13 protein-coding genes are annotated in these 17,392 nt (G+C 70.7%); 5 read left to right on the plus strand and 8 right to left on the minus strand.

Annotated elements, in window-relative coordinates; genetic code table 11:
* The first annotated feature begins 13 nt into the window (after positions 1-13).
* From OG329_RS29150 to OG329_RS29165, 4 genes are all read left to right on the plus strand, one after another.
* Positions 14-535, plus strand: a complete 522-nt coding sequence (locus OG329_RS29150; protein ID WP_405799380.1) for a DUF1203 domain-containing protein — start codon at positions 14-16, stop codon at positions 533-535.
* A gap of 39 nt (positions 536-574) precedes the next feature.
* Positions 575-805 carry a ribbon-helix-helix domain-containing protein gene (locus OG329_RS29155; protein WP_405799381.1) on the plus strand — a complete coding sequence of 77 codons (231 nt, stop codon included), beginning with the start codon at positions 575-577 and terminating at the stop codon, positions 803-805.
* Positions 792-989, plus strand: coding sequence for a type II toxin-antitoxin system PemK/MazF family toxin (locus OG329_RS29160; protein ID WP_405799382.1), 198 nt, complete (start codon positions 792-794; stop codon positions 987-989). Before OG329_RS29155 ends, OG329_RS29160 begins: the two co-directional genes overlap by 14 nt.
* Before the next feature lie 112 nt (positions 990-1,101).
* A protein-coding gene (locus tag OG329_RS29165; protein WP_405799383.1) for an IS5 family transposase occupies positions 1,102-2,032 on the plus strand; the annotation gives its coding sequence in 2 pieces (ribosomal slippage) (positions 1,102-1,454 and positions 1,453-2,032; 933 coding nt in all).
* Positions 2,033-2,047: 15 nt separating this feature from the next.
* Here the strand turns inward: OG329_RS29165 and OG329_RS29170 are convergent.
* From OG329_RS29170 to pepN, 4 genes are all read right to left on the minus strand, one after another.
* Positions 2,048-3,076 carry an aspartate-semialdehyde dehydrogenase gene (locus tag OG329_RS29170; protein WP_405799384.1) on the minus strand — a complete coding sequence of 343 codons (1,029 nt, stop codon included), beginning with the start codon at positions 3,074-3,076 and terminating at the stop codon, positions 2,048-2,050.
* Positions 3,077-3,284: 208 nt separating this feature from the next.
* Positions 3,285-6,593, minus strand: a complete 3,309-nt coding sequence (locus OG329_RS29175; RefSeq protein ID WP_405799385.1) for a S8 family serine peptidase — start codon at positions 6,591-6,593, stop codon at positions 3,285-3,287.
* A gap of 220 nt (positions 6,594-6,813) precedes the next feature.
* Positions 6,814-7,896 carry a hypothetical protein gene (locus OG329_RS29180; protein WP_405799386.1) on the minus strand — a complete coding sequence of 361 codons (1,083 nt, stop codon included), beginning with the start codon at positions 7,894-7,896 and terminating at the stop codon, positions 6,814-6,816.
* Between the two features lie 1,106 nt (positions 7,897-9,002).
* Positions 9,003-11,612, minus strand: coding sequence for an aminopeptidase N (pepN, locus tag OG329_RS29185; RefSeq protein WP_405799387.1), 2,610 nt, complete (start codon positions 11,610-11,612; stop codon positions 9,003-9,005).
* Positions 11,613-11,773: 161 nt separating this feature from the next.
* Here pepN and OG329_RS29190 point away from each other — a divergent pair, with 161 nt between their 5' ends.
* A complete protein-coding gene (locus OG329_RS29190; RefSeq protein WP_405799388.1) occupies positions 11,774-12,412 on the plus strand; it encodes a DsbA family protein in 639 nt (212 codons plus the stop codon).
* A gap of 178 nt (positions 12,413-12,590) precedes the next feature.
* On the opposite strand, the gene OG329_RS29195 is transcribed toward OG329_RS29190, so the two are convergent.
* From OG329_RS29195 to OG329_RS29210, 4 genes are all read right to left on the minus strand, one after another.
* Positions 12,591-13,235, minus strand: a complete 645-nt coding sequence (locus OG329_RS29195; RefSeq protein WP_405799389.1) for a superoxide dismutase — start codon at positions 13,233-13,235, stop codon at positions 12,591-12,593.
* Positions 13,236-13,334: 99 nt separating this feature from the next.
* Positions 13,335-14,423: a glycerophosphodiester phosphodiesterase family protein gene (locus OG329_RS29200; protein ID WP_405799390.1), complete on the minus strand. Its 1,089-nt coding sequence runs from the start codon at positions 14,421-14,423 to the stop codon at positions 13,335-13,337.
* Positions 14,424-14,878: 455 nt separating this feature from the next.
* Positions 14,879-16,330, minus strand: coding sequence for an FGGY family carbohydrate kinase (locus OG329_RS29205; protein ID WP_405799391.1), 1,452 nt, complete (start codon positions 16,328-16,330; stop codon positions 14,879-14,881).
* 51 nt (positions 16,331-16,381) lie between these two features.
* Positions 16,382-17,392 (minus strand): 2-hydroxyacid dehydrogenase, encoded by a 1,011-nt coding sequence (locus OG329_RS29210; protein ID WP_405802083.1) that lies wholly within the window; start codon positions 17,390-17,392, stop codon positions 16,382-16,384.

The raw sequence follows: 17,392 nt of genomic DNA on the forward strand, positions 1-17,392 counted from the left end.
GATGCTCGGACACATGACTCAGCACACCGCACAGCACACCGCACGGCCCATCGAGCCCGCCGTCCTCAAGGAACTCCGCGACGCCGACGACGCGGGCGCCACCCGCACCCCGTACACCGACCCCGAGGGCGGCGCCCCGCTGCGCTGCTGTCTGCGGCGCAGCCGCGCGGGCGAGCGGATCACCCTCGTCACGTACGCGCCACTGCGTCGCTGGGCGGCCGAGAACTGGGCGAAGCCCGGCCCGTACGACGAGCAGGGCCCCGTCTTCATCCACGCCGACGCCTGCGAGGGCCCGGCCGAGGACAGGACCGGCCACCCTTTCGCTCGCCCCGGAGTGCTGCGCACCGTACGCCGCTACGACTCCGAGGGCCGCATCGTCGGCGGCCGACTGCTGGAGATCCCCGAGTCGGCGGACGAGGGCCTGGACACGGGCTTCGACGCCGCCTTCGCGGAGGCGTTCGCGGACCCGGAGGTGGCGCTCGTCCACGTACGGGCGGTGGAGTACGGCTGCTTCCTGTTCGAGGTACGCCGCTGAGGTGGCCGGAGTGTTCCTACTCCGGGCAGTATCGGCGATATGAAGATCAGTGTGAGTCTTCCGCAGGAGGATGTTGCCTTCGTCGACGAGTATGTGAGGCGAACGGAGGCCGAGTCGCGGTCCGCAGTGATACACGCTGCCATCGAGTCGCTGCGTGCCACCCAGCTTGAGGCCGAGTACACAGAGGCTTTCGCGGAGTGGAGTGCGAGCGAGGACGCCGCTCTCTGGGACCGGACGAGCGGGGACGGAATCACCAATGAGGCGTGGTGACATCCACATGGTCGATCTGGAGCCGGCGCGGGGCGGCGAGGCCGACAGGAGAAGACCAGCGGTGATCGTCTCCAACGACGGTGCCGACGAGTCGGTGGAGCGTGTCCGCCAGCGGGTCGGCTCGGTGCCACGCCAACACATGGCCGAACTCGCAACGGCACTTCGACGGCACCTGGCGCTCTGAGCACAGAGGCGGCGACAACCGAGAACTGGTTGCCGCCGCCCCGTCGATCTACCGACTAGGACTTGTCCGGCCGATCATGTGACTGGTTCATGTCCGGGTCGTTGGTGTGGGCATGGGGCGGGGTGATCTGAGTGATGCCGAGTGGGAACGGCTGCGGCCGTTCCTGCCAGTCAGCAACGGGCGTTGTGGCAGGTGGCGGGACCATCGGCAGGTGATCGACGGGATCCTGCACCGGGTCCGGACCGGTGTTCAGTGGCGTGACCTGCCCGAACGGTTCGGCCCGTGGAAGACCGTCTACGAACGGCACCGGCTGTGGTCGGGCGACGGGACGTGGGAGCGTCTGCTCCAGCATGTCCAGGCCGCCGCGGATGCGGCGGGTGAGATCGACTGGGACATCTCGGTCGACTCCACCATCGTGCGGGCTCATCAGCACGCGGCCGGCGCCCGCACCGACCCGCCGCCGGCACCCGCCTCAAAGGGGGCGACGGTCCAGAACACCAGGGCGAAACCGCCTGGCAGAGTCTGCACGCCCGCCTGGTGGAGGTGGTGCGGGAGGTGAGGGCCTGGGCCGCTCACGCGGCGGGTTCACCACCAAGCTCCACCTGAGCGCAGACGGCCGCTGCCGCCCGCTGTCCCTGATCGTCACACCAGGTCAGGGAGCGGACTGCACCCAGTTCAAGCCGGTCCTGGAGAAGATCCGCATCCCGAAGACCGGGCCTGGCAGGCCCCGCAAGACGCCTGACAGCGTCGCGGCCGACAAGGCTTACAGCAACGGGCCGTGCCGCGAATACCTGAGGCGTCGCGGTATCCGGCACACAATCCCGGAGAAGACCGACAGCCAGGCCGCCCGCCTGCGCAAAGGCTCACGCGGCGGACGGCCACCGGGCTTCGACGAAGACCGGTACAGGAAACGCAACACCGTCGAACGGGCCATCAACCGCCTCAAGCAGCACCGGGCGGTCGCCACCCGCTACGACAAACGCCGCTACGTCTACCTCGGCACCGCAACCGCCGCAGCCCTCACCATCTGGCTCCGAACATGATCGACCGGACACCCCCTAGCCGCGCAGCTCCGCCGCGACCAGTTCCGCGATCTGGACCGCGTTCAGCGCGGCGCCCTTGCGCAGGTTGTCGTTCGAGACGAACAGCGCCAGTCCGTTGTCCACCGTCTCGTCCACGCGGACGCGTCCTACGTAGGAGGCGTCCTTGCCGGCGGCCTGGAGCGGGGTCGGGATGTCGGACAGTTCGACGCCGGGGGCGTCCTTCAGCAGCTCGTACGCGCGCTCCACGCCGATCGGGCGCTCGAAGCGGGCGTTCACCTGGAGGGAGTGCCCGGAGAAGACCGGCACCCGCACACAGGTCCCGGAGACCTTCAGCTCCGGGATCTCCAGGATCTTGCGGGACTCGTTGCGGAGCTTCTGCTCCTCGTCCGTCTCGAAGGAGCCGTCGTCCACGATCGAGCCCGCGAGCGGCAGCACGTTGAAGGCGATCGGGCGCTTGTAGACGGTGGGCTCGGGGAATTCCACCGCGTCGCCGTCGAAGGTCAGCCGGTCGGCGCTCTCCACGACCTTGCGGGCCTGGTCGTGCAGTTCGGCGACGCCCGCCAGGCCGGAGCCGGACACGGCCTGGTAGGTGGTGGCGACGAGCGCGGTCAGGCCGGCCTCGTCGTGCAGCGGGCGCAGCACGGGCATCGCGGCCATCGTGGTGCAGTTCGGGTTGGCGATGATGCCCTTGGGGCGCTCCGCGATCGCGTGCGGGTTGACCTCGGAGACCACCAGGGGGACCTCGGGGTGGCCGCGCCAGGCGGACGAGTTGTCGATCACGACGGCGCCCTGGGACGCCACCTTCTCGGCGAGCGCCCTGGACGTGGCGCCGCCCGCGGAGAAGAGCACGATGTCCAGGCCGGTGTAGTCGGCGGTGGACGCGTCCTCGACGGTGACCGGCTTGCCCTGCCAGTCGATCGTGGATCCCGCGGAGCGTGCGGAGGCGAACAGCCGCAGCTCGTCGGCCGGGAAGTCCCGCTCGGCCAGGATGGTGCGCATGACTGTGCCGACCTGACCGGTGGCTCCGACGATTCCGACCTTCACAGGGACTCCTCCGTACGTACATGCGGCCCGGGTGCCGCGTCCATGATGCGTCTGTCCGAGCCCGCCTTGTCCAATCCGTTCCGCTGGTCGGGACTGTGCGGCGTTGATCACACGTAAAGGGCACACCTAAAGGGCACACGTGAAAGGGCGGGCGCCCGTACGGACGCCCGCCCCTCCTCTTACCTATGACCTCTTACCTATGACGTCCTTACGGCAGGACCTTCTCGATCACGACACTGCCGGTGCCCGCGGCCGTACCGCGCGCGTTCAGCAGTTGGACCTCGCCGAAGAACTGCCGGCCCTCCGGAGCGGGACCGGCCACCGTCACCTCGGCGGAGACCTCCGCCGACGCGCCGTTGGCCAGCTTCACCGGAGCGTCGCCGACCGTGACCTCGCCGAGCGTCGCCGAGTAGAAGACGTCGCGGTAGTCGTACGCGGTGGTCCCGGCCGGGACCGCGTAGCCGGCCACCACGAAGGTGTACTCACCGGCCGCCGGCTTGATCAGGCTGACGGCTTCCTCGGAGTCGCCGTCCGCGGCCTGTCCGACGAGCACGTTGCCCCGGTAGACCGCGAGGTCCAGGTCCGCCGAGTGGTCGGAGACGTTGCCGATGGCGACGTCGAGCCGTTCGACGCCCGCTCCGATCGTGACGGTCGTCTCCTTCTCCTCGCCCTGGGCGATCGAAGGCCGGTCGACCTTCGCCGAGCCGAGCGAGCCGCCCGCGAGCTTGCCGTCGATGGCGGCGAACTCGTTGCCGACGGTCCACTTGACCGGGGCCGGCGTACCGACCTTGGCCTCGGGGAGCGTGGTGACCGCCGGGTCGAAGGACGCGCCGAGCACCGTGACATCGAGCTTGTACGGGTTGTTCAGCAGCGGCGACGTACGACGCGACTCGACCTCGATCTCCCAGACGCCCGGCGTCGGGTCCGCGTACGAACGCAGGTCCGGACGGCAGGTGTTGGCCGGGTTGTTGTAGTTCGGGTAGCAGAAGATCGTCGAGCTGTTCTCCATCTGCACACCCTGCGGGTGCAGGCTGATGAAGCGGGTCTGGCTGCCGTCCGCGAGTCCGCCGAGCGCGACCTCGAGGGTCTTGGCGCCCTCGGGGACGGTGACGAAGTACGACTCGGTGCCGTTGCGCTCGACCGAGCCCAGCGACGAGTACGTGAACGAGGGCTTCGCCAGCTTCTTGGAGACGACCACCGTGGTGAGGATCTGCTTGTCCACGCCCTCGCTGGAGCGGTCGTCCAGCTCCAGGATGGCGCTGTGCGCGCCCGCCTGGTCGGGATTGGCCTGCACGGTGACGGTGACCGGCTTGTTCTTCGGCAGCTTGACCTTCTTGCCGCTCAGCAGCTTGAAGGTGCCGTCGTCGTTGTACTTCCAGTTGAGCTGGTGCTCCACCAGACGGTTGGGTCCGGTGGTGCGGGTGATGGTGATGTCGTACGTCCGGCTCTTGCCGGCCTGGAGGCCGCCCTCACGGTCGTACAGACCCGTGCCGAAGCCCGGAGTCTTGAGCGCGAAGTCGATCGACGTGTCGACCGGAGCCTTGACGGCGTACTCGTTGGCCTTCGCGCCGTCCTTGATCGCGTCCCACGCGTCGACGACATCGATGAGACCCGCGCCCTGCTCGTGCGCCTTCTTGCCGTCGATCTTGGTGGCGGTGGAGGTGAGAGCGGTGCGCAGCTTCGCGGGGGTCAGTTCGATCCCCTTCTGCTTGGCCGCCGACAGCAGCAGCGCGCTCGCGCCGGTGGCCTGCGGCGAGGCCATCGAGGTGCCCTGGAGCATCGAGTAGCCGGGCGGCAGTTGGTAACCGGCCTCGGCGACGGGGCCGCCGGGGTACCAGGTCTGCGTGGTGTTGATGGCGGAGCCGGGGGCCGAGATGATCGGCGCGAAGCCACCGTCCTCACGGGGACCGCGGGCGGAGAACGGCATCATGTCGTAGTCGACCGTGGTGACCGAGCCGTAGTTCGCCGCCCAGGTCTCCTTGGAGATCGAGGCGCCGACCGAGATGACCTTGTCCGCGACGGCGGGGTCGCTGATGGTGTTGGTGCCGGGGCCGTCGTTGCCCGCCGAGATCACGAGCTGGACGCCGTAGGTGTCGATGAGCCGGTTGTACAGCTCGGCCCGCGCGTTGTTGCCGTCGTTGAGACCGGGCAGTCCGCCGATGGACATGTTGACGATGTCCACGCCGCGCTCGATGACGAGGTCGGCCATGCCCTCGGTGAGGGCGATGTTGGTGCAGCCGCCGCTCCAGGTGCAGGCGCGCGAGGAGACCAACTGGGCGCCGGGCGCCGCGCCGTTCATCTGGCCGCCGAACAGGCTGTTGGCGGCGGTGATACCGGCGACGTGCGTGCCGTGCGAGCCCTCGATGACACCGATGTTGACGTAGTCGGACTTGACGCCCGCGTTGTTGACGACGTCCTCGCGGACCTCGATCACGAACGGGATGCGCTCGACGATCTCGGTCTTCGGGTCGTCCTCGCCGAAGTAGCCGATCTGGAAGCCGTTCTTGTACGGCTTCATGATCGTGTCGTTGCCGAACTTGGCGTCGTTGTTGAGGTCGATACGGACGGTGCGGGTGCCCGGGTCGTACAGCATCGCCCAGACGTCGGTGGTGTCGCCGTCCCGGTTCAGGTCCCCGGCCATGTCGCCGCCGCGCGTGGCGGACTCGGCGAACAGGTTGAACTTGTAGTTCCCGGCGGGGGCCGTGTACGCGCGGTTGTTGACCGTGAACGACGGGCCCTTGACGTCGAGCTGCATGGGACGCCAGGTGCCGTCACCGTCGTTGACCGGGTCCGTCGCCGTGACCCAGTCCACGATCTTGCGCTCGCCGGTGCTGGTCTTCTGCAGCGCCGGGTGGCCCAGGTCGATGCCCGAGTCGAGGATGCCGATGGTGACCCCGCGGCCGTCGGCCTTCGGGTTCTGCTTGACGAAGTCCACCGCGCCGGTCTCGAAGGACGGGTTGTACGGGTTCTTCGCCGGGGTGTTCGCGCCGGGGGCCGTCGCGGCCACCGCACCCTTGGCCTTCGCGGCGCCCTTCACCGTGTCGGCGGCGGGCGTCGGGTCGTCCAGCTCGATCTCGTGCTTGAGGTCGATGCCATGGACGGAGGAGAGCTTCTGAGCCGCCTTGAGCGCGGCCTCGGCCTTGCCGGTGGGCAGGGTCGCCCGTACGTAACCGAGTTCGTCGTACGTCTTGCCGACCACCGCGCCGGACACGGCGTCGAACTGGTCGGAGACCTGCTCGGTCTGGCCGGGGGCCGTGGCCACCATGACGGTGACGTTCTTGTCGCCCTCGGCGACGGCCTTGTCGAGCAGGTCGACGTCGGCCGAACCGAGCTTCTCGGAGGCGGACTTGGCGGGTTTCACAGGTGCGGAGGCGGCCGGGTCGTCGGCGGCCGGAGCAGCGAAGACCGGCAGTGTGCCGCCGGCTATCAGCGCGGCGGCCAGGCCCGTGGCGGCGGCGACCCGAGCCACGCGTCTCGGCCCGGATATGGAGCTCTCGGATTCGGAGGTCATCAGCATCCCTGGTTGTGAAAGAGACAGTCCGGAATTCGGTACCGGATGACCGCTCAGCTTTGCGTAAATGACCAGGGTTTGTGGAGAGCTGCCGGTATGGGGAAGTGCCGGTGGCGTACATCCGCCACCGCGCGCCCCGCGCCATCGAGGACCAATCGCCCGATATCCGGGCCTACTTCGGCCGGGCGGTGGCGGGGTGGTGGCCCGTGGCCGCAGCCGTCCGGCGTCACCTCGGCAGCACGACCACCCACGCCGGAGGCTCGCGGTCCGCCGCCGCGAGCAGGGCCGTACGCACCACGGTGGCCTGCAACTCCGGTGAGTCCCGCAGTTTCCTGGGCGTCAGATGGACGACCGTGATGCCAAGACGCTCCAGGTGCTCGCGCTTGCGGGCGCATTCGGACCACACGACGTCGTCCTGCGGCGTCCCGCCGTGACGCGGCGCGCGCGTGTCCAGCTCCACGGCGACCGCGTGGTCGGGCCAGTAGGCGTCGAGCCCGCCCAGGTGCGGGCCGGCCGGCAGGCGCAGGTCGACGTTCCAGACCGGCTCGGGGAGCCCGTACGTACGCACCATCTCGTAGAGCCGGCCCTCGGCGAGCGCCCGTCCGGCGGCGAGGAGCGAGTCGACGGCGTCCACGACATGCGGCCGGGACAGCAGCCGGGCCTGGCTCAACTCCCGTACGACGGGAGATGGTTCGCAGTGCCCGTAGCGCACGGCCTCGGTGAGCAGTTGGCGTACGACCGCCGGGTCGGTGAGTCCGGCGACCGCGTCGGCCAGCGCGCGGGCCACGGGAGCGACGGGCAGGCCGGTGATCTGCTCCGCGCCCGGCAGGGCGTGGGCGCGCACGATACGGACGCAGCCCGTGGAGCGCAGCCGGCGGGTGCGGGGGACCAGTACGTCGATCTGGTCCAGCGTCGTCAGGGAGGGAGCGGCGGGCAGGCCGTGCAGGGTGAGGGCGGCGAGGCCGGTGATCATGGCGGTGTCACGAGGGGCGCCGGTGCCGGTGTCGGCGGGCTGGGCGGGGACGTTGCCCCGCGCCGCGACCGGGCGGCGGCCCGCGTACAACAGGGCGCCGTGCAGGCGCTCCTCGCTGGTGGGCGGACCCTGGCGAAGCAGGAAGACCCCCGGCAGCAACTGCTGCCAGGGGCCGCCGGGCGCACACCGCGCGGCGGCGCGGGCCGCGCTGACACCGTGCTCGCGCAACTGCGCGGCGGACAGCACGCGGCGGTGCGCGCCGGCGAGGTGGCTGAGGGGGCGGGGAGAGAGCGGGGAGGGGGTTTCGCCGCCGAAGGAAGTGGGGGAGTTGTTCATGTCCGGGGCATCCCCGCGAACGGCCCATCCGCTAACCGCTGTTACGAGTCCGTCGACAAATCCGGACAAGCGCGTCCTAAAGTACGGGCGTTCGACTGCCGATCAGGCGGGGCGGTTTCGGCTCCGCCGAGCGGGGCGTGAGTCCGCGCCGCCCGCGCCGTCCGCCTGTGCGGAGCGGGGCGGCGGATCTTCGCGAGACCGGAAGGTCTGGTGCGGCGCCCGGGAAATGTCCGGAAACCAGCGCCGTCCGCTGCCCGCGGGGGTGGACCTGTACCGGCTGGTGCGGTGCGGTGCGGTGCGGTGCGTCGCAAGACGCAGGGGGTGCCTCCCGTGCCCCCTCGGGGGCTCCACGGGAGAGGTGCCGTCCAGGCGGGCTTTCCAGGAACACGGCCCAGGCCGTGTCCGGAAAGCCCCGCCTGCCCCGCACGCTCGCCGTGCGGGCGGCGTACCGCGACCGCGCCCGGCTGCTCTGCGAGGTTCCGCCGGGTGCGGCGCCTTACGCCGGCAGGGCTGGGCGGGCGCCCGCGCCGGGCCGGGTGCGTCGGGCGACTTCGGCCAGGCGCCCGTCTGGCCGGTCGGTCTGACCGGTCCGTGCCCTCAGGTTGACGCCATTGCCGCTGTCGCGTCGCACGCTGTGCCGCCAGCGTCAGCGCCCGGCTGCTCTGCGAGGTTCCGCCGGGTGCGGCGCCGTGCGCCCGCAGGGCTGGGCGGGTGCCCGCGCCGGGCCGGGTGCGTCGGGCGACTTCGGCCAGGCGCCCGTTTGACCGGTCCGTGCCCTCAGGTTGACGCCATTGCCGCTGTCGCGTCGCACGCTGTGCCGCCAGCGTCAGCGCCCGGCTGCTCTGCGAGGTTCCGCCGGGTGCGGCGCCGTGCGCCCGCAGGGCTGGGCGGGTGCCCGCGCCGGGCCGGGTGCGTCGGGCGACTTCGGCCAGGCGCCCGTTTGACCGGTCCGTGCCCTCAGGTTGACGCCATCGCCGCCGTCGCGTCGCACGCTGTGCCGCCAGCGCCAGCGCCCGGCTGCTCTGCGAGGCTCCGCCGGATGCGCCCTACGCCCGCAGGGCTGGGCGGGCGGCTTCGGCCAGGCGCCCGCCTGGCCGGTCCGCGCCTCAGGTCGATGCCATCGCCGCCGTCGCGTCGCACGCCTGCGCCGCCAGCGCCCGTGCCAGGTCGTCCCGTGCCTCAAGTACCAGACGGCGCAAGGCGGGCGGCGCGTCCGCGTGTGCCGTGAGCCAGGCGTCCGTCTCGCGCAGCGTCTCCTCCCGGTCCTGGAGGCTCGGATACAGCCCCTCCACCAGGTCCATGCCGATCTGGATCGAGCGCTCGGCCCACACCCGTTCGATCATCTCGAAGTACTTCCGCGCGTACGGCGCCGTCAACTCCCGCTGCCCCGGCAGCGCGAAGCCCGCGATCGTCGCCTCCACCAGCGCGTTCGACAGGGCGTCGGACTCCACGACGTCCGCCCACGCGGTCGCCTTGACCTCTTCCGAGGGGCGCGCGGCCAGACAGCGGACCTGGTGGCGCTTGCCGGACGCCGTGTCGTCGCGGGCCAGTTCCGCCGCGATCACGGACTCGTCGGCCAGTCCGTGCGCGGCCAGCGGACGCAGGAAGCTCCAGCGCAGCTCCTGATCGACATCGAGGCCGTCGATCTTCGCCGTGTTCCCCAACAGACTCCGCAGCAGTTGGAAATCGGCGTCCGAGGTGGCCGTCGACGCGAAGAACCGCGCCCAGGTCAACTGGTGCTGGCTGCCCGGCCCGGCCAGCCGCAGCTCACGCAGCGCGCCCTCCGCCAGCGCCCGCGCGCCCTCCTCGCGCCACGGCGGCGCCGCGTAGTGGATCAGCGCGCCCTGCGCCCAGGCGTGCAGCCGCTGGAGTACGCCGATGTCCGACTCGCGCCCGGCGAACCGCAGCACCAGAGCGATGAAGTCCCGTGCGGGCATCAGCCCGTCGCGCGTCAGATTCCACAGCGCCGACCAGCACAACGCCCGCGCCAGCGGGTCGGTGAGTTCGCCCAGGTGCTCGCGCAGCGTCTCCAGCGAGCCCTCGTCGAAGCGGATCTTGCAGTACGTCAGGTCGTCGTCGTTGACCAGGATCAGATCGGGCCGCTCGGCCCCGGCCAGCTCCGTGACGACCGTGCGCGCCCCATCGACGTCGACCTCGGCGCGCGCGTACCGCACCAGCTCGGCGTCCACGCTCTCGCGCCGGTAGAGCCCCACGGCCACCCGGTGCGGGCGCAGTTCGGGGTGCGACTCGGTGGCCTCCTGGAGCACGGCCAGCTCGGTCACCCGCCCGGCGGCGTCGTAAGTGACCACCGGGGTGAGGGAGTTGACGCCCGCCGTCTCCAGCCAGGAGCGCGACCACGACACCATGTCCCGCCCCGACGTCTCCTCCAGGACGGACAGCAGGTCGCCCAGGCGGGTGTTGCCGTACGCGTGCCGCTTGAAGTAGCGCCGCGCGCCTTCCAGGAACGCCTCGCGCCCGGCGTACGCGACGAGTTGCTTGAGCACCGACGCGCCCTTGGCGTAGGTGATGCCGTCGAAGTTGAGCTTGGCGTCCTCCAGGTCACGGATGTCGGCCGTGATCGGATGCGTGGACGGCAGTTGGTCCGCGCGGTACGCCCACGCCTTGCGGTTGTTGGCGAAGGTGACCCACGCGTTGGTGAAGCGCGTCGCCTCCGCCAGCGCCAGCGCGCCCATGAAGTCGGCGAACGACTCCTTCAGCCACAGGTCGTCCCACCAGCGCATCGTCACCAGATCGCCGAACCACATGTGCGCCATCTCGTGCAGGATGACGCTGGTACGCCGCTCGTACGCCGCCTGGGTGACCTTGCCCCGGAAGACGTACTCCTCGCGGAAGGTGACACAGCCGGGGTTCTCCATCGCACCGATGTTGTACTCCGGCACGAACGCCTGGTCGTACTTCCCGAAGGGATACGGGTAGTCGAAGTTGTCGTGGAAGAAGTCCAGGCCCTGCTTGGTCACCAGGAAGATGTCGTCGGCGTCGAAGTGCCGGGCGAGGCCCTTGCGGCACAGCGCGCCGAGCGGGATCTCCAGCGTGGAGCCGTCCGGCAGCGCGCGCCGGTACACATCGCTGACGTGGTGGTACGGCCCCGCCACGACGGCCGTGATGTACGTCGAGATCGGCCTGGTCTCCGCGAAGGTCCACACCCCGTCCGTGGATCCTGTCGACTCGCCGTTGCTCCACACCGTCCAGCCCTCCGGCGCGGTCACCTCGAAGCTGAACGGCGCCTTCAGATCGGGCTGTTCGAAGTTGGCGAAGACACGGCGCGCGTCGGCCGGCTCGTACTGCGTGTAGAGATAGACCTCGCCGTCCTCCGGGTCGACGAAGCGGTGCATGCCCTCGCCCGTACGGCTGTAGGCGCACTGCGCGTCCACGACCAGCACGTTCTCCTCGGCCAGACCGAACAGCGCGATCCGTGAGCCGTCGAACACCACGGACGGGTCCAGCGCGCGGCCGTTCAGGGTCAGCGACGTCACGCTCGGCGCCACCAGATCCGCGAAGGTGGCCACACCCGGCCGCGCCGAGCGGAAGTGGATCGTCGTGACGGAACGGAAGGTACGTTCCGTCCCCGGCGCACCCGCACCGTCCGGCGCCTCACCGACCGCCGACCGCAGGTCGAGCGCGACCTCGTACCGGTCGACGGACAGCAGCTCGGCCCGGTCACGGGCCTCGTCGCGGGACAGGTTCTCACCGGGCACGGGCACTCCTTGGTGCGTCTTATTACCTACAACGGTTCGAATTCTCCCACGGGGCACCTGACGGACCCGTTCCGGGAATGACTCCGGCGACCGGCGGTGTTGCCCCGTACGTTGCCCATCGTTGGACCGCACCCCTTCCTTTTTCTAGGAGAGACACGCCCATGAGTGAAACGAGTGCCAAGACGCCGGTCGACTTCTGGTTCGACCCGCTGTGTCCCTGGGCCTGGATGACCTCCCGGTGGATGCTTGAGGTGGAGAAGGTCAGGAACGTCGAGGTCAACTGGCACGTCATGAGCCTGGCCGTGCTGAACGAGGACAAGCTCGACGAGCTTCCCGAGCGGTACCGGGAGAACATGAAGGCCGCGTGGGGCCCGGTCCGTGTCGTGATCGCCGCCCAGCAACTGCACGGCGACGAGGTCGTCGGCAAGCTCTACACCGCCCTGGGCACCCGCTTCCACAACCGGGGCGAGGGCACCGCCCGCGAGACCATCACCGCGGCGCTGGCCGACGCCGGTCTGCCGGCCGATCTCGTCGACTACGCGGACAAGGACACGTACGACACCGAGGTGCGCGCCTCGCACAAGGAAGGCATCGACAAGGTGGGCCAGGAGGTCGGCACCCCGGTGATCGCGGTCCCCGGCTCCGACGGCGAGCAGATCGCCTTCTTCGGCCCGGTCGTCACCCCCGCGCCCAAGGGCGACGAGGCCGCCAAGCTCTGGGACGGCACGCTGATGGTCGCCTCGATTCCCGGCTTCTACGAGATCAAGCGCACCCGCACGCAGGGCCCGATCTTCGACTGACGCCGGTCTTCGGCTGACGCCGGTCTTCGGCTGAGCGCCGACGGGCATGGAAGGACCCCCGTGAGTCATGTCCTCGCGGGGGTCCTTCGTCATTCCGTCCGCAGGTGAAGGTTGAGAAGACGATCACGAGCAGGACGCCTGTGGGGGGCGGCGGCGCGGGCGGCGGGTCCCGTCCGGGTCAGGGCGCCAGCAGCAGGACGTCGTCCCGCTGCTTCGCCGCCGCGTAGCGCTTCGCCACGTCCTGCCAGTTCACGACGCGCCACATCGCCTCGATGAAGTCCACCTTCTGGTTCTTGTACTGGAGGTAGAAGGCGTGCTCCCAGGCGTCGAAGACCAGCACCGGCACCGAGCCCTGCCCGATGTTGCCCTGGTGGTCGTAGACCTGCTCCACGATCAGCCTGCCGCTGACCGGCTCGTACGCCAGGACGCCCCAGCCGGAGCCCTGCGTGGTCGCCGCGGCCTTCGTGAGCTGGGCCTTGAAGCCGGCGAACGAGCCGAACGACTCGGTGATCGCGTCGGCGAGGTCGCCGACACCGTCGGCCGCCAGCGGCTCGCCGCCGCCGTTGTCGCCCGTCATGTTGTGCCAGTAGATCGAGTGGAGGATATGGCCGGAGAGGTGGAACGCGAGACTCTTCTGGAGACCGTTGATCGCGCCCCAGGACTGCTTGTCGCGTGCCTCGTCCAACTGCTCCAGGGTGTCGTTCGCCCCCTTCACGTACGCGGCGTGGTGCTTGTCGTGGTGCAGCTCGATGATCTGCGGGTTGATGACCGGTTCGAGCGCCGCGTAGTCGTAGGGGAGTTCGGGGAGTGTGTAGATGGCCATGGGCGAGCCCTCCTGCTGCTTATTGCACATCCTATGCAACTGCACGCTAACAGCAAGAGGGCCCGGTGTTGATCAGCCGTCGGTCCTACGACCTGGCACCTACGCCCCCGCGTCCGCCGCGTCCCGCGCCATCACCGCGATGTCCGGGTAGTCCGTCACCACCGCGTCCACGCCACGGCCGAAGTGCAGGGCGTACTCGGCGAAGGCGTCACCGAACGCGTTGGGATCCGTGCCCCGCCGGAACTGCGCGGGCAGGTACTGGTTCTCCGCGCGGAAGGTGTACGCGCCCACCTTCAGACCCGCCTTGTGCGCGTCGGCCAGCAGGGTGAACGGCTCCACGACCGACGACTTGTCCGGCCCGATCCAGTCCGCGTAACGCGCGATCTTCCGCAGCCCCTCCGGCGTCATCATGTCCTTGTACGTCGTGGGGTCACCCGCCGCGACCAGGTCGTACGGCGCGCCCGACGTGCCCAGCGCCTGCCACAGCGGCAGCCGCAGCCGCTCCTTGGCGAACGCGGCGAGACTGCTGGGCTCGAACGACTGGACCACACAGTCGTCGGCGCCCAGCTTGTAGCGCCGTACGATCCGCGCCAGTTCCGGCTCCAGGGGCAGCCCGATGGAGCGGAAGTACGTGGGGTGCTTGGTCTCCGGGAAGACCGCGATCCGGCGGCCGTAGCGCCGCGACAGCTCACGGGCCAGCTTCACGACCTCCTCGAAGGTCATCACCGGCTCGCGGCCGTCGAAGACGGTGTTGCGGTTACGGATCAGCGGCAGCCGTTCGACCGCCCGCAGCGTCTTCAGCTCGGCCAGCGTGAAGTCCTCGGTGAACCAGCCGGTCACCGGCTTTGCGTCGACCGTCTTCGTCGTACGCCGGTCGGCGAACTCCGGGTGCTTCGCGACGTCCGTCGTCCCCGAGATCTCGTTCTCGTGCCGCACGAGAAGGACATGGTCCTTGGTGGGCACGAGGTCGGGCTCGATCCAGTCGGCGCCCGTCTGCACGGCGTAGGTGTAGGCCGCCGCCGTGTGCTCGGGCCGCCAGCCGGCGGCGCCCCGGTGGCCGATCACCAGCGGGCGGTCGGGGCGCGGAGCGGCGGCGGCGGGCACCGCGCCGACGGCGCCCACGGCGCTCGCCGCCGTGGCGGCACCGGCCGCGAGGAGTATCGAGCGGCGTCTGGGCTGTGCGGACATACGGGTCTCCCTCGTGAGGCTCGTGAACGGCGGTCGGTTGGCATATTCCGGGGGCGGCGCCAGCACGATAGGCAGGCGGACAGGGCGAGTTGGCGCCGCGCACGATGGATTCACCGGCTGTGCGGCGGGTGGACACGCGGGGTTCACCGCCGGTGGCCGCAGGCCGACACGGTGACGGGCGGGCGCACGGGCGGACCGCGTCCCGGACGGCGTCGCTAGGGCGTGTCTTCGAAGTAGCGCCGTCCGCCCGCGGGGCGGGGCCCGCGCCCGCCGTGGAGCGGCTGATGTCTCGTCGGTGCGGTGCGTCGCAAGGCGGAGGACCGGCGTTGTGGACGGCCCGGCCGTACGTGGACGACTGAAGACAACGCAGGGGGTACCTCCCGTGCCCCTGGGGGGCTACGGGGGAGAGGTGCCGTCCAGGCGCCGCGGGCCAGGCGGGACTTTGAAGACACGCCCTACGAACCGTGCCGCGCCCGCGCCGCCGCCAGCCGGGCCAGATGGTCCTCGTACCCCTTCGCGTAGTACGCCGCCCGCACCGGGTCCGGCTCCACCACCGACGTCGGGGCCGTCCACGCGGCGACGTCCAGCGCCACCCCGTGCCGGGCGGCCGACGCGAGGACCGCGCCGCGCGCGCCCACCTCGCCCTCCACGATCCGCAGCGGCCGGCCGAGCACATCGGCGAACAGCCGCATCCACGCGGGACTGCGGGTGCCGCCGCCGCACACGGCCAGGCTCCCGGTCAGTCCCGCCGCTTCCAGACAGTGCCGGGCGGCGTACGCGATGCCCTCGCAGGTGGCCCGGATCAGATCGGCCGCCGTCGACTCCAGCGAGACACCGGTCAGTTCGGCCCGCAGCGCCGGGTCCACGAACGGCGCGCGCTCACCGGACGGCGCGAAGTAGGGGAGCACCCTGACCCCGCCCGCGCCCGGCTCCACCGTGTCGAGCAGCGGGTCCACCTCCGCGAGGTCCGTGCCGGTCATGGTCAGCACCCAGTCGAGCGCGGCCGTGCCGACCATCGCGGGCATCGCGCGCAGCCAGTGCCCCGGCCGGTCCGTCGAGATGTGCAGCCCGCCCGGCTCACCGTCCAGATCGAGCGTGTCGGTCGCGACGAGCGAGGCCAGACAGGTGCCGATGATCAGCAGCCCGTCGCCCGGCTCGGTGACCCCCGCGCCCAGCGCGCAGGCCGGCAGGTCGTACGGCCCGTTGGCGATCCGCACCCCCGACGCCGGCTCGCCGACCGTCATCTCGCCGACCGTGATCTCGCCGACCGTGATCTCGCCGATCGCGATCGGATCGCTTACCGGGACCAGCAGCTTCGCCCGGTGCGCGAGCCCCAACTCCGCGAGTACGTCGCCCGAATACGCGCGTGTCCTCGGGTCCAGGAACGGCATCGACGCGTCCGAGACATCCGTCGCCCGCACGCCCGTCAGCCGCTGGAAGACCATGTCCTTGCAGTACAGCGCCGTCGTCGCCGCGTCCAGCGCCGCCGGCTCATGGCGGTCGAGCCACGCCAGCACCGGCCCCGGACAGCCCGGGAACATCGCGCTGCCGCTGCGCCGGAACACCGACTCGAAGACACCGGACGCCAGCCACGCGTCCACGAACTCGTGCGCCCTGCCGTCCATCCAGGAGATCGCGGGCCGCACCGGCCGCCCCTCGGCGTCGACCAGCCAGACCCCGTCGCCCTGGCCGGTGAGCCCGGCCAGTTCGACCGGCTCGGGCAGGGCGGCGGTGAGCGTACCGAGGGCGTCGACCACCGCGGCGTACAACTCCTCCATGTCCTGCTCGACATGGCCGCCGTGGATGTCGAGGCGCACCGGGCGGGACTCGACGGCCAGCGCGTGGCCCCCGGCGTCGAAGGCCGCCGCCTTCACCATGGACGTGCCGACATCGATACCGACGTACATCACGCTCTCCTCAACTCGGTGACAGCACTGCGTCAGGCACTGCGTCAGGCACTACGTCAGGCAGTGCGCCAGCGGCTCGCCCTTGGCGTAGCGCGCCACCTCCGCCGCCGCGATCCGCGCCGCCTTGTGGGCCACGGCCTTGCTGGCACCGCCCAGATGCGGGGTCAGCACCACATTGGGGGTGTTGTGCAGCCGTGAGCCGGCCGGCAGCGGCTCCTGTTCGTACGTGTCGAGCGCCGCCGCCGCGAGCTGCCCGCTGTCCAGCGCGTCGCACAGCGCGTCCGTGTCCAGGAGCCCGCCGCGCGCCACGTTCACCAGCGCCGATCCCCTTGGCAGCAGGGCGAGTTCGGGCGCGCCGATCAGTCCTCGGGTCTCCGGGGTGAGCCGTGCGTGCAGGGTGACGACGCTCGAGCGGGACAGCAGCGCCTGAAGCGACGGGGACCGCATGCCGTGCACATCGCCGCGTACGTACGGGTCGTACACCTCCACCTCGGCGCCGAACGCGGTCAGCACCCTGGCCACCCGGCTGCCCACCGCCCCGTAACCGATCAGCCCCACCGGGGTGTCCTCCAGCTCCGGGCCGCAGCGCGCGTACGTGTAGTGCGTGGCGTCCCACTCCCCGTCCAGGGCAAGGGAGTTGTGCGCCTCGGGGATGCGCCGCAGGGCGGCCAGCATCATCCCGATCGTGAACTCGGCGGTGGCCGCCGCGTTGCGCCCCGGCGCGAAGCAGACCTTCACGCCGCGCGCGCGGGCGGCCTCGACGTTGACGTTGACCGGGCCGCCCCGGCACACGGCGACCATCCGCAGCGCGGGGGACGCGGCCAGTACCCGCTCGGTGAAGGGGCCCATCTGCGTCACACAGACCTCGACCCCGTCCAGCGCCTCGATCAGCGCGTCCTCGCAGTCGTTGGCCTCGTCCACCTCGGCGACCTTGCCGAAGGGGGTGAGCGGCCAGGGGAGGGTGAGTTCGGTGATCTCGACAGGCGCGGCGACATCGTGCCGCAGGGCCTCGGTGATCAGGGAGTTGAGGACGAAGTGGTCGCCCGCGGCAAGGATCCGCAT

Source organism: Streptomyces sp. NBC_01506 (assembly GCF_045040295.1).
In the GTDB taxonomy this organism is placed as follows: domain Bacteria; phylum Actinomycetota; class Actinomycetes; order Streptomycetales; family Streptomycetaceae; genus Streptomyces.